Origin of the sequence: Pseudomonas sp. ADPe, assembly GCF_014843515.1 — a bacterium.
Lineage (GTDB): Bacteria > Pseudomonadota > Gammaproteobacteria > Pseudomonadales > Pseudomonadaceae > Pseudomonas > Pseudomonas citronellolis.
Genome location: NZ_CP062122.1, coordinates 6,673,381 through 6,685,471, shown reverse-complemented (window position 1 = coordinate 6,685,471; position 12,091 = coordinate 6,673,381). Strand labels below are relative to the sequence as shown.

The window sequence follows — 12,091 nt, the reverse complement described above, 5'->3', positions numbered from 1 at the left end:
TCCACACATCCATCATCACCTCCACGGCCTCGACGGGTATTCGCTGTCAGGCACGATCGTAAGGCGCGTGCCGCCGAAACCGCCATCGGTCGCTGAAGCCAGCGGCGCGCCGCTGGACACGTCGCGCGGTGCTCCTACGTCGCTTCCGCTTGCGACGAGGCCAGCGGTTGGCGGCTGTGGCAACGAGGCCACCTGCTGGCTGCCATGATCCGGCAGCGTTGGATCGAAGAACCGATTCTCCACCGCGTTCATGCAGTACTCGAAAGTCGTCTGCACCTGGCTGCCTTGCTGGGTGTAACACCCGCACCCAGTCTTCTTCCCATGGTGCCAACCGACCTTCATGCGGCTACGCACGCTGTTGCGCTCCAGAAGCGTTTCATTGGTCGTCGAGACACAGTATGTGCGCGGGAAGCTGACGGGCTTGGTCAGCTCATCGTAGATCGGCGCCGACGACGGCACGGACGCAATCCGTGGCGTCCGGTCGGCCAGGTACTCCTGCAGCGTCTGCTTGCCCTTGCCCTTCACCGATTCCGGCGCCACGGCATCCACCACCGATCCCAGCACAGCAGCGCCCGAGGGCAGCGCCTGCTGCTCAGTAGGCGCATCGTGGGCGCCCACCTTCTCCTGATAACGCTGATAGAACCGATACCCGAAGACGGCCACCACACCCAGGCAGAGAAGCAGCGCATAGAGGGCCAGAGGCGCCTTGAATTTGAAGAAATGCGAAGCCCCCTGGGCCGTGGACTGGTAGACGTCGAAGAACTTCTTATCGAGCTTGATAGGCGTCGTCATGGCCGCCTTGAACGAGCTGGCCTTGTCGACATCGGACACCCCTTCCCACTCGTGCCGCAAAATCCGCGACGACTTGAAGATGCGCTTGAAATGGATGTGCCGGTTGGTCAACCGGCGAGCGTGCACGTCAATGAAGCTGGGGTGCTGGGTGATTAGCCACAGCTCGCGTCCCTCATGGCGCACGGTTTCCATCTTGGAGCAGTACTCGGGAACCGGCTTGCGAATGTCCCTGGGCGGGAAAAAGCCCTGGGCCTCATCCACCACGATCAGACTGTTCTCGGGCAGTTCGAACCACTTATGCGGGTCCTCGAACTCGTACCATTCCGCCTTAAGCAGCTCGGGCTTAAGGCCGCGAATATTGTGGAAGTACACAAGCCGGCCTTCTTTAACCGCCTGCGCATCTACTTCCTTGATCGTGTTAAGCGTCTTGCCATTGCCAGGAAGACCAGTAACCAAGTTCAGTGGCGAGCCCATACGTTAAGCCTCCAGGACGCCATACTTTTTCTTGCGGCCACTGAGCTTGTTAACGCCGTTCAAGATGAACCGGGTGGTCACTGCGGAAAGAACAATGTTCACCGCAACATCAACATTGGCCAGGCCAAGAATTTGCTGAACTTGGATGGGCATTCCGCCAAGGGCTGCAATCAAGTGATCCTTGGCGGCATTAATTGCCAGATTGATTCCGATATAGCTCATTACGCCAATGCCCAAGGCGCGAAGCACCATGTTCACCAGCGGAATAAGCACGAAGCTCAAAAACGAAAACGCATAGTAGAACCACATAATCAATCACCTCCAAAGGCGCGACCAACATACGTTGCAAAGAACAGGGATGCCCAGGCGACAAGGAACTTTCCAACCAGCTCGGCGTACTGACAGACCGGCTGCCAGTTAAACTGGAGAGGTCCTACATGCAGTGTTGTTGTTGAAACCGCCGGGCATGCCGAAGGCAAGAACCGAGTGCCTTCGCCAAACAGCGAGCCAATATCTACATCGCCGCCATCGAGCATCGTGTACTTCTCCTGGCCTATTTCCTCGCCAATCTTGTCGAAACCTTTTTGCGCATCCTGGAGTTCCTTGTTCTCGCAATAGGCATTCTTCTGGCGCTCAGCAATCGCACAATTAACGGCATCACCAGTGCACTTAAACGCCTTGTCGCAAGCCGTGCCCTCGACACCAGGTTCCTTGTCGTCACCATCGTCACCGTCGTTACCACCTCCGCCGCCACCGCTGGAGCCGTCGCCGCTACCATCGCCGCCGGTACTGCCGCCATCCCCGCCACTGCCGCCGGTACTGCCGCCGCCAGAAGAGCCGCCATCACCACCAGGCGTCGGGTTGTCGGGGTTCTCGTTCCCACCACCATTCGTGGGGAAGCAAGCAGTGCCTGACCAGGAATAGCCATCCGGGCACTTGTCGTCAGGATCGATATCCGGCGGTGTCGTCTCGGCCGCAGAACAGCCGACAGTGCCATTGGCCACGTGCTCGCACTTGAACTGCTTTGCCAGTTCGTCCAGATAATCCTGAAGATCTTGGTCAGGGTTGCCGGAGTTATCCGACATGACGTTATTACCAACCGGCTTCATTTCAACTTCGCATTGTGTGTCCGTACAGTTCTTCGGCTCTCCGGGCTCATAAATGCAACCATCCTTAATATCTCCATCGAGACCAAAAACAGCAGAACCATCAGCAAATGAATACTGAATGGTTTTCGTATATGAACTTTTAGCCAGGCACTCTCCATCAGTTGGAGGATCACAAACACCAGTAAGGCCATTAAATACAGTACCGGAAGGGCATGAATCACCAGATCTAGTCGCAGACATGCCGGAGTGAATTGCGCCATCAGACACCCGCAGAGCGACACATCGGAACTGTGTGTCAGAAATCCTATCCAAGTGATCAAAGACAAACTGATTATCATAAGGAATCTGAGCGCAAGCAGAAAAGGGACTAGGGCCGGAGTAAGTATTCCCATACCAGCTGGTAGTAGTCCAAATGTACTCAGACGAGTAAGCGGACAATGGGGGCATTAAAAATAAAAGCAAAATCAATATAGCCCGCATAACTAGCCTCTCAAAATAAAAAAAGCCCCGTCAGGGCCTTTAATTCAACCTGACGCTATAACCGACCGAACAAGATCAGCAACGCCGCTAACACGTTTACCGCGAGCCAGTACATTTCGTAGGTCATGAAGTAAGAGGGGGCCTAAGCCCCCTCCTCCCCTGTTACATCGCGCGGCGCAGCCAGCGCAAAGCCGCGATGGCGAACAGCACGCCCAGGACCAGGTAGCCCAGCTCGTTGCTGTCCGCCTTGGCCGACGCAGCGTCGGTGGCCATCGAGGCCGGCAGCTCGGCGTAAGCCTGCATGGCCAGACCGCCCACACCAGCGGCGATGGCGCCGCCGGAGACCAGAGCCTTGCGGCCGTACTTCTTCACAGCGTTCATGTATTTCATGTTGGCGACCCTCCAGGTCAGTTGGTACTCAGATGCTTCTTCAGGGCGAGGACGCAGAACACCGCGAAGAACACACCAATGGTGTAATCCTGCAGCTCCTTGCGCTCCTCAGGCGACAGGGAGCCCAGGCTCCCCGCGTCCTGCACTGTCATGGCAGTCAGCTGGCCAGAGCACCGGGCAAGCCCGCTCTCGTCCACCAGCCAATCACCATCACAGACCAGGTACTTCATCGGTCACACTCAGCCCGTAGCCTTCAGCTGCTGCTGGGTGACCAGGGGAACCGGCTTGCCGCCGTTCTCGTTCGACAGCCACGTGTCCATGCCGACAGTGCCGCCAGCGGACTTCCACGGCCGGTTGTAGCAGGGCACACACACCTGCTTGCCCTTGAGGGTGTCGTAGAAGTCGCGAAGGCCGGCGTCGAGCTGCTGCTTGGACAGGCGAATGCCAGTAGTCACCTCGACCATCTGGCCGAACTGGTCCTGACTCTCGCCGCTGACCAGGACGTAGTGTTCCTCGAAGCCGTTGCGGGATTTTTTGACAGACGTGCCTTTGCACAGGCCGATTTTCACGAACATGGGGGAACCTCACGGGTAGCTTTTCGGGGTTGATCGCACCAGGACCAGAACCGGCGCAGGAGCAAGAAGAACGTGGCCAAGAAGGCGGCCAGGGAGGCAACCAGGATCACCACCACAAGCCAGATCGGCATGAGTTGGAAGGCATCCACCAGGGCCTTGAGAATCGGCGTCAGAGCGGCCGTAATGGCCAGGTACACCACCCAGCCGAATGCAAAACGGAGGGGCGCTTTCATCAGGCACCATCCCCTTGGGAGTCACGAAGGCAGTGCTCCCAGGCGTTCAGCTTGAGAGCAGTAAGGCGCTCGTAAACGTCGAACTCGATCAGGTCGGCTCCCAGGTAGCCCGAGAGCAAACCGGACACAAAGCCCAACTGAAAAGCACGCTCGGAAACAGGGCAGTAACGTAGCTTGGTGAGGCTCCTGTGGAGCCTGTGCAGATGGGCGCTAAGCATCACGCGGCCTCCACGCTGGGTTCGACGTACCCGGCCGGGCGCTGGGCGCCAAAGTCGACCTGGACGAACCGGAGCAGCGGAACCACATTGGTCGCCCGGTCGTGTTCCTGGAGCTTCTGCAGCTGAGCCTTGCTCAGGCCGGCAGCTTGGATATCACGCACATGGTCGTAGAACGTACGTCGAGCCATGGACGCCTGGGTTTCCTCCCAGCCGTAGTCCTTCAGGCTGCGGTAGGTGCGAAACAGGTTCCGCGCGTAGGAGTCGTTCGGCTTGCCCTTTCGGTCGTATTTCGGATGCGCAGCCACCAGCGCATCAAGCACTTTCTCGTCGTCAATCACTCTCATCTCTGCACCCTCGAAAGCTGCGAACAGGTCCGCAGTCACCGCTTGCCAGCACTCCTGAATCAGGCAACGGCCATCTGCCTCCAGCCCCTGCTGGTAGGCGATCAGATCAACCAGGCGCGAAGGGATGCCGCGCCGCTCAAACCACCGATGCATCACCGTGGCTTCCATCCTAAGCAGGTTTTTTGCCCACTCCTGGAGGTCCGGATTGCTCAGCACCTTCACGGTCCGAGCCGCCGAAAGATCACTCCGCCCTGCCCGCTTCGCGTCCTCCAACTGGCGGAGGAATTCCGGGTACTTCAGGTACGCCTTCAACCGCTTAAGCCGCGAGTCTTTGGCGCCCCAGTAGGCCGTGGTTTCGTAGTTGTCGCCCCGGCTCTTGGTGTGTCCGTTGGTGACGTTCATCAGCGCCTTGATCACCTGAAGCGCCGTGCGCTCATCAGGCAACCGCGAGGAGTAAGTGCAGTCGATCGTGTAGACCTGAGCGGCCGACACATCGAGCTTCGAAAACAGGTCGGGATACGTGCCAGCGATCCACTTCAGCATCACCTGGGCACCAAGGTTGATCGATGTAGGGCCGTACACGTTGTGGCCCTGGAGCAGCTTCGCCGGGCTGGCTTTCACCTCGATCCCTGGCATGAGCCGCTTCCCAAGCGACTGGTGGAACACCTTGAACGCAAGCGGCGTGAATCCGGTGCTCAACGACTCCCAGGTGTGTCGCAGGTAGTCGGCCTGTAATTGGCCGTCCTCTCCCCTGCTAATCTGGCCCTGAAGCGGAACACCTAGGGCCTCCAGATCGACCATGTGCACCGGATCAGCAGCACCATCGACACCGAGCAACTGGATATGCTCGATGGCGAACGGGATGAAGAGGTGCAGCTTGTCGAGCATTGGCAAAATCCCTGTCAATATCGGCATGCCGATACAATCTGGACGGGATCATAAGACTTGAAACTACCGGCGATCAACAACTTTTGTTCCGGTATACCGGAACTGTATGGAACCACAGTACCTAGGATGCGGTCATGAGCGAAAACAGCCAGGAACGCGCCATGACCATTGCCACTAACCTGAAGCGATTCAGGGAAGCGAAGAAGCTCACCCAGCGCGAGGTGTGGGAAGCGGCAGGCATCAGCAAGTCGAGCTACACCGCATACGAGGCCGGTCGTTCCGATCCCACCGGCGACATCATCGTGAAGCTCGCAAAAGCCCTGGGCGTAACCACAGACGAGTTGCTGCTTAACGACCAGGAAAGAACGGTATCCGAAGACCTAGCCCCCATCCTGCGCCGCTTCGACGCTCTGCCGGCAGATATCAGGAACCAAGCACGAATTGCCCTGAAAGGCGTGCTGTTCGGATACGAGCAGGAAGCACTGCGATAGCCCACCCGAGTGCGACCGTCGCACAAAGTCCACCATTAGAGATGGTGGACCCGGCTGCCGCCGGGAGTGCGCTATCGGACACTCCGCGCAGCCCCAAAAAGCCATGGAGCGGCAGTGACCCTCGAATACATCCTGACAATCCTGCTCCAGAGCAACCCGACGCCTACCACTGTAATTACGGTGCACACCCCCTACCCCACGAAAGAGGCGTGCACCACCGCAGGAAAAGCCATGGCGGCCGCAGAAAAAGCGACTAGGAAGACGGACAAGAACTACCTGGTCTACTGCCGTGGAGTCATACCCAAGGCAGCGCCGGAGGCATCTAAAACCAGGGTGAACCCTGCGGCCTCCGGCCTACCCCGCCCGCTGCAAGCCGGCCTTACCCTCCAGGAACATTCGTTCCTTCCGCCAGGGCTCCGCCCTGCGCCTTCCGGCTACCCGTTGGCCCGCAGGGCCAATGCTTCGCGCTCTCCACCGGCTGGGCTAGACGGCTGAACATTCCTCGGAAGTCTGCGAGCACAACGTGCGCACACGCACAGAGGCCCCTGGAAGGCCGCTGTACGCGCAATTGGGGTGATCATGGCGCGGGGTGGGCTTGTGCCGAGACGAGTCCGGCGCCTCGCGAGCCAGCCGCCGAGCGAGGCGAACCAAGTTATCGTTACGTAACGGATATTGCCGACGAACGGTCGATTTATCGTTACGTTACGCTAGCCTATTTATCGTTACGTTACTATAATTAGACCATGAGCAACGGCAACGGAGCCAACCGCCATGATCGACCACCTGGACAAGCAAACCCAACCGATGGACCTGGAACCCAAGCGCGGCCGTGGTCGCCCGGCGACAGGCCAGGCGTTGAGCAATGCTGAGCGTCAACGCCTCTACCGCGAACGCCAAAAAGCGCAACGTAACGAAAATGACGATGCAAAGCGCGTACGCGCGCTGGAAAAGGAGCTGGCAGAGATCAAGGCCATGTACCAGCTCCGCAGCGACCAGCTGGACGACCGCATAGCCGAAGTCCAAAGGCTGAAAGCCGAGCTGACGTCACGTAACGAAAAGGCCAATCCGCTGAACGCGGCAGCAGAGCTAATCAATACCACGCGCAGAGCTGGGACACGCGGTCGAGGAAATGGAAAACGATCGGCGAAACAAACCCGGATAACGAACCGTTCGACAACTGGCGGGACGCCGAAAAGTTCGTAAAAGACCTGCTGAAAGCTGGATCAGCACTGCGTTACAGGATCGTACCGGCAAACCTGCCAGTCACCGAATATAAGTAACGTAACGCTAAAGATCCAGAATCGCACGGCAGGCCGCCTGGAGCGCTTCCAGGCGGTCATCCAGCAAAGCCCCTTCATCATCGAGCTGGGCAACCCGGCGCCTCAGTTGTCGAATCTCACCCGCAAGCCGCGGGTAGTCCTCAAGCATGCAGCAAACCGCGTCCAGGGCATCGCGCCCCGGGAACCAGAGTTTTGCGTCACGTAACAGATATTCGGGGATGTCTAGGGCGGGCATCGCATAATGGACATTACGCTAAATCGGCCCCGGAGCTTATCAGCATTGTCCGGAGCCGACTTAACGTAACGTCACGATATTATGCGAAGCCTAAGCACCGAGCGATGAAGCCCAGTGCCTCGGAAACAGCCAAGATGTTCAGGACCAGCAACGGCGCCGCCAGGCACGCCGTAACGAACACGTCTGCAGGCTCAATCATCCTGGCCTCTCCAGGGACGCGAAGCATACTCGCTGTCCGGCACAACGGTTACGACTGTCGCTGTAGCGTGCGGCGTCGAGGGCCGCTGAACGGATGCAGGAACCGGCCTGGCATCGGCTGATCGCAGGTCGCTCCGCTCGCTGCTCACAGCCGATTGCCGGGCCTGCACAGAGGCCTCCGGATCCACGACCTTCGTCACCGCGCCGCGACCGGTCCAGGGCGTCACTCGATCGCCGTCCACGTCGCAAAGCACGTACAGGTCACGCTCAATCCAGCGGCATTCAGCCATCGGCACGATGCGCCTGGACGAGCCATCCGTCAGCACCACGCTCGACGTGCGGCTAACCGAGCCAGCACCGGTCACAGAAGCCCCGCAGGCTGGACGGATCGCCCTCGACCGGCACCGAACAGCCGAGCCAGCCGGCGACGCGCCAGGTCGCGCTCATAGGCACCGCGCCGCTGACCGAAACGCCCGTCACAGCCTGCACAACACGGTCGGCAGACGCCCTCACCTGCTGTGCCGGCGCTGCAGCAACTGGCGGCGGGTTCACCAGCTCACTCTGCACGTGCAGACCACGCGCCTCCGGATCGAAGAACCGATGCACGCCCCAGGCGCCGGGCAGGACCAGCACCGGGATGGCCACCACCAGGCCCCACAGGGCCGGCGAACGCCAGATGTTGCCCCGGTTATCGGCCTTGGATTCGTCGCCCACGTCGCCCGTTTCGCTTTGCGTGGCGGACTTGTAGTAGCGGTAAACCTCGGGCTTATACGTGCCGAACGACTGCCGCTGCATCTGACTCTTAGGTGGGCGATCACCCGTCGCCGCACCACTGTAGATATCAACGCGGTACGCCTTCTTAGTCTTCTTTACCACCCGGTAAGTTTGCTCAATCAGCGCCCTGGCAAACGACGCAATCTGACTCAGGTCCTGGGTGACCAACACAATACGCATCGACTTATTGTTCTTATCGACACGGTGCCGATGTTCAGCCAGCAGTGCCTTATCTTGCTCGCGCACAGCAGTTGCCTTTAACCCGGACGGCCAACGCCGCCAAAGTTCATCGAGCACAAGAACGGAACCCGGCGGCGCCAAGTCGGCCAGGTCGTCACGCTTATCCCAGTCAGCCGGCAATTGATCGATAGAGCCCTGCGGGAAGTCTTCCAGCAGCATATCCACCTGCAGCGGGATATTCGTCACCACATGCCGCCCCTGTTTGAGCGACGGAATAATCACATGCTGGACAACACCATAACTTTTTCCGTGTCCAGGCTTGCCCACATACGCATCAATAGGCATGGCGTCACCCTATGAACGGAATACGACGCAGAATAAACCGAGCCAACAATGCGGCCAGGCACACCTTAATGCCGAAACTAAGCTCAAACGTCGAGGCAAACCACATTACAGAGGAAGGAATGCCCGCGAACGCACCGCCGGCCTGCGACATGAAGTCGGGCACCGGAATAGCATTCAGGAACTTGCCGATACCTTCCATGGCGACCGAGTAAATCTTTTTCGGTATCCATTCTGCCCAGTCAACAAACCACTTCAGAATGTCGTTAAGCCAACTTTTCAGCCAATCCAACATGTCAGTCACCTCACGCCAGGAGGAAAATCATAACCGCCACGAAACACCAGAAGGCCCTCATAGTCGGTTGCAGAACATCGTCAATCGTGGACTTCAGGTCACGAATAATGCCGTAGTCCAATGAAGTGCCACCCAAAGCCTGCAGTGCGGGCGTAGTTAATGTCGGTGCCGTTCCAGTATCAGGCGCCGATATATTGCCGACCGCCGTTGCAATCGGACTTGACTTAACCGTGTCGTAGAACTTCTGAGTCGTGGTCTGGTAATCGTCCACGTCATCGAGTTTCGGCGTGTCCGGACTAGAGCCGTCACTGCACTCCTCGGCCGTCACACAGTCGCCGCCACCATCGCCCTCCCCTGTGCCACCAGAGCCCGTCCCGGAACCGTTGGAGGCCGAGCCAGTGCCGCAGGCAGCACCGCTACAGGTCGATTGCGTAGAGGTCACCACGCCCGTGCCATCCTTCGTCGTCGTGGTCTTGGTGGTCGTCGTCGAGCTGCTGCACACGTTCATGTCGGTGCACACGGTCTTAGTCGAAACATCCGTCTTCACGGACGTGGTAGAGCCATCAGCATTCGTCGTCGTGCTGATATTCGTGGCGATATCGATGCCCTTTGACGTAGGCGACTTCCAATCACAACTAAACACGCCATTGGCTGTACCGCAGTTCTGCGAGCCCGACGTTTTAGTCTCTTGTTTCGACGTGCAGGATTGGGAACCGTCAGCGCCCGACGAATAGTTGCACGGCTGATTATTAGTATCAGTCTTAGGGGTTAAATCCGGCGCAGCGCAACCGCCATTAGTATGGCAATCCTCATCCTTGGGATTGCCAGTGCCGCCACCCAAGTTTCCGGTATAAGTCCCCGTGACCAGGCAATGCGAACCCTTTCCGTCCGAATTTACAGCACATTGAGAGGTGGCAACCAAAACCTCACAGCCAGATTCATTCGCAGCAACAGAGGTTCCGTTAACCGGCCCCGGATCAGCTGTATCAAAGTCAACCGAAATCTGAGACTGCCCAGTTGAGCCGCCATTAACCTTTGAAAAATATTTGCAATAAACCGCTTTGTCGTAAGTCGTCCAAAGATCAGTGCAAACACCTGAAAGCCAAATCTCAGGATTGTCAGAATCAGCATTCTTGTTATTGCAAAACGTATAATCCTCGCCGGCAGGTGTCTCGCAAGCCCCTGTAGTCGAGTTATAAACAGCCGGCGCAGTACAGCCATCACCCGTACGCTGAACGGCAACACCAGTATGAACCGAACCATCGGACTGGCGAATGGCATAACAGTGATAAAGCGTATCACTATATTTAACAAGATGATCAAAGACAAAATCATTACCATAAGGAATCTGCGAGCAAACACTAGCTGGAGATGGGCCAGAATAAACAACCCCATTCCAGGCCGAGGGCGTAAACCACGAATAATCAGCAGCCCAGGATTGAGAGACGAACAACAGAAAAAGCAGGAATAAGGCACGCATATCAAAGACTCCAGAAGAAACATAGGGCCGACATGCCGCCGAAAAAGAACGATACGAAGTAATAAAGATCAGCCATGCTTTCGCACTCCCCAAAGAAAAGGGCGGCCGAAGCCGCCCCCTGTACAAGCGGCCCGGTCAGGCGCTTTTGATCATGCCGAGCAGCATCTTGGCGCCACGGACAGCGACGTAGACCGCAGCAGCCAGGGCAGCCACAGCCAGGATGCCGGTCACAACAGTGGACCAGTCCACGCCGGACGTGATGGCCGAGAAATCCGGGCCGGCAGCAGCAGCCAGGCCGGAACCAGCAGCAGCCATGAGCGAGCCCAGGGCGACGACACCATTTTTGTTCAGTTTCATAGACTTAACTCCGAATCATCTTGAGGATTGCTCGGGCTCCGAACACGACGGCTAGCGGTACACCGACGAAGACGAAGCCGACCCCGAACGCCTGCGCGAGTGCCGCAGGGTCGAGCGTGGTGGGGTCGAAATCTTGGTGCGACTCAACAAGCACCCAAGGGGTGGAGCAACTGGGCGCGCCGGTACTGAGCACCTGAATTTCGCCATCGCAGGCGACCGTATACGTAGTCACGAACGAGCCCAGCGGCCGAGGCCGTGAACAACCACGCCCGCAGCGACGTACAAGGCGAGAAACTCAGCGATCAGCATCTAGGCGCCCTCCCCAATCAGCTGGCCTGGCGAACAGGCTTCACCAGCGGCACCAGACGCAGGCGCATCTGCAGGTCTTCGAAGCGCCCCACGTAGAAGCTATCCGGGCCGACGGTATAGAGGCCGGGCGCATACGGAGCCGCGTTGTCATCGAGCGTGACCTTGATGTGCTGCGGGTACTTCTGCCCCGGCAGGGTGACGTACGCTTTCTGCTCGCGGATCTGGTAGGGCTTGCCGGTCTTCGCCGAATTGCCCGACTTGACCACCACCTCGGCGCTCTCTATCTCAACCTGAATATCCATCGTCTTTCCTCTCTCAACGTGTGCCCGAATGGGCGTTAGAAGCCGAAGGCATCACCCACCCAGGGTGTGCCGTCAGACCAAATTTCGGTGCGGGCGAAGCGCTTGAACTCAGCAACAATTTCCCAATAACGCCGACGCTCGCGGTCCTCGCGGGACTCATACGGCGCGGGCTGAACGGAGGGCATTTCGAGCAATGCAGGATTAGCCACGATGGAGCTACGCAGCGAAGCCTGGAGGGCCGCACGGGCGCGCTCAGAGGCCGAAAGCTGAACACCCTGGAAGCTAACGGTCCGCATGGCACACCTGCTCAGCAGTAGCCCGGAAAGACGCCTCAATCTGCGGCCC

Annotated in this window: 16 protein-coding genes; 2 read left to right on the top strand and 14 right to left on the bottom strand. The window is 58.3% G+C overall.

Annotation, left to right across the window (positions count from 1 at the left end):
• Window positions 1-15: 15 nt before the first annotated feature.
• The 8 genes from IG194_RS30185 to IG194_RS30150 all read right to left on the bottom strand — a co-directional run bounded on the left by IG194_RS30185 (window position 16) and on the right by IG194_RS30150 (window position 5,503).
• Window positions 16-1,266, bottom strand: a complete 1,251-nt coding sequence (locus tag IG194_RS30185; protein WP_192353610.1) for a zonular occludens toxin domain-containing protein — start codon at window positions 1,264-1,266, stop codon at window positions 16-18.
• 3 nt (window positions 1,267-1,269) lie between these two features.
• A complete protein-coding gene (locus IG194_RS30180; protein ID WP_064987540.1) occupies window positions 1,270-1,575 on the bottom strand; it encodes a DUF2523 domain-containing protein in 306 nt (101 codons plus the stop codon).
• A 2-nt stretch (window positions 1,576-1,577) separates the two neighbouring features.
• Entirely contained in the window at window positions 1,578-2,615 is a 1,038-nt protein-coding gene (locus IG194_RS30175) for a virulence factor TspB C-terminal domain-related protein (protein ID WP_192353614.1), read from the bottom strand.
• A 402-nt stretch (window positions 2,616-3,017) separates the two neighbouring features.
• Window positions 3,018-3,245: a major capsid protein gene (locus tag IG194_RS30170; RefSeq protein ID WP_064987534.1), complete on the bottom strand. Its 228-nt coding sequence runs from the start codon at window positions 3,243-3,245 to the stop codon at window positions 3,018-3,020.
• A 17-nt stretch (window positions 3,246-3,262) separates the two neighbouring features.
• On the bottom strand, window positions 3,263-3,475 hold the full coding sequence (locus IG194_RS30165) for a hypothetical protein (protein WP_192353613.1): 213 nt from the start codon (window positions 3,473-3,475) through the stop codon (window positions 3,263-3,265).
• 9 nt (window positions 3,476-3,484) lie between these two features.
• Window positions 3,485-3,820 carry a DNA-binding protein gene (locus IG194_RS30160; protein WP_058487234.1) on the bottom strand — a complete coding sequence of 112 codons (336 nt, stop codon included), beginning with the start codon at window positions 3,818-3,820 and terminating at the stop codon, window positions 3,485-3,487.
• A complete protein-coding gene (locus IG194_RS30155; protein ID WP_058487233.1) occupies window positions 3,811-4,053 on the bottom strand; it encodes a hypothetical protein in 243 nt (80 codons plus the stop codon). Before IG194_RS30155 ends, IG194_RS30160 begins: the two co-directional genes overlap by 10 nt.
• Window positions 4,054-4,270: 217 nt before the next feature.
• A complete protein-coding gene (locus IG194_RS30150; RefSeq protein ID WP_192353626.1) occupies window positions 4,271-5,503 on the bottom strand; it encodes a phage/plasmid replication protein, II/X family in 1,233 nt (410 codons plus the stop codon).
• A 134-nt stretch (window positions 5,504-5,637) separates the two neighbouring features.
• Between IG194_RS30150 and IG194_RS30145 the strand changes: the two genes are divergently transcribed.
• On the top strand, window positions 5,638-5,994 hold the full coding sequence (locus tag IG194_RS30145; protein WP_058487230.1) for a helix-turn-helix domain-containing protein: 357 nt from the start codon (window positions 5,638-5,640) through the stop codon (window positions 5,992-5,994).
• A 771-nt stretch (window positions 5,995-6,765) separates the two neighbouring features.
• Complete coding sequence (locus IG194_RS30140; RefSeq protein ID WP_192353625.1) at window positions 6,766-7,197, top strand: hypothetical protein; 432 nt, start codon at window positions 6,766-6,768, stop codon at window positions 7,195-7,197.
• An 852-nt stretch (window positions 7,198-8,049) separates the two neighbouring features.
• Here IG194_RS30140 and IG194_RS30135 read toward each other — a convergent pair.
• The 6 genes from IG194_RS30135 to IG194_RS30110 form a co-directional block, all read right to left on the bottom strand.
• Window positions 8,050-9,006, bottom strand: coding sequence for a zonular occludens toxin domain-containing protein (locus tag IG194_RS30135; RefSeq protein ID WP_192353624.1), 957 nt, complete (start codon window positions 9,004-9,006; stop codon window positions 8,050-8,052).
• Between the two features lie 4 nt (window positions 9,007-9,010).
• Window positions 9,011-9,298: a hypothetical protein gene (locus IG194_RS30130; RefSeq protein ID WP_058491135.1), complete on the bottom strand. Its 288-nt coding sequence runs from the start codon at window positions 9,296-9,298 to the stop codon at window positions 9,011-9,013.
• A 10-nt stretch (window positions 9,299-9,308) separates the two neighbouring features.
• A complete protein-coding gene (locus tag IG194_RS30125; protein WP_141679727.1) occupies window positions 9,309-10,778 on the bottom strand; it encodes a hypothetical protein in 1,470 nt (489 codons plus the stop codon).
• Window positions 10,779-10,913: 135 nt separating this feature from the next.
• Window positions 10,914-11,135, bottom strand: coding sequence for a hypothetical protein (locus IG194_RS30120; RefSeq protein ID WP_051879229.1), 222 nt, complete (start codon window positions 11,133-11,135; stop codon window positions 10,914-10,916).
• A gap of 326 nt (window positions 11,136-11,461) precedes the next feature.
• The gene (locus tag IG194_RS30115) at window positions 11,462-11,746 is read right to left on the bottom strand and encodes a single-stranded DNA-binding protein (protein WP_043314724.1); all 285 of its coding nucleotides are present in this window, start codon (window positions 11,744-11,746) and stop codon (window positions 11,462-11,464) included.
• Window positions 11,747-11,781: 35 nt separating this feature from the next.
• Window positions 11,782-12,042, bottom strand: coding sequence for a hypothetical protein (locus IG194_RS30110; RefSeq protein ID WP_058491146.1), 261 nt, complete (start codon window positions 12,040-12,042; stop codon window positions 11,782-11,784).
• Window positions 12,043-12,091: the final 49 nt, after the last annotated feature.